Origin of the sequence: Mesorhizobium sp. M8A.F.Ca.ET.181.01.1.1 (assembly GCF_004792025.1) — a bacterium.
Taxonomy (GTDB): domain Bacteria; phylum Pseudomonadota; class Alphaproteobacteria; order Rhizobiales; family Rhizobiaceae; genus Mesorhizobium.
In genome coordinates this window covers 1-326 of sequence record NZ_SRTV01000165.1, presented here as the reverse complement: position 1 = coordinate 326, position 326 = coordinate 1, and the positions used below count along the sequence as shown (strand labels likewise).

At 67.2% G+C, this 326-nt stretch carries 1 protein-coding gene; it reads right to left on the bottom strand.

The features are described 5' to 3' along the window. Nucleotides 1-326 (bottom strand): FAD-dependent oxidoreductase (locus EN824_RS34060; RefSeq protein WP_135933204.1); only part of this gene is annotated, 326 nt, incomplete at both ends.

Here is a 326-nt window from a genome sequence, read left to right as displayed (position 1 = left end):
GGCCGGCGCGATCAGCCGCGGGTTGCCGCTGCCGTCATGCGGCGAGAACGACGCAGCGATCGCTGCAGGACCGAGGCCGGGAAACCGGGAGCGGATTTCGCGCGGGCCTAGTTCCTCCAACTCGAGCCCCAAGGGCCGTGCCGCTTGAGCGTAGGCCCGCATGTCGGCAAGACTTCCCCCATCGAAGATCAGTCGGATATGACCTGTGGCGCGGAATTCGACGTCGCGGCCAAGCATTTTTTCGGCCTCGCCCCAGAGCTTGAGCGAGCGGTGGGCGAGCGGAAGCTGCGACAGATGACGCCCGGTGCGCCGGATGTTGCCGAAGG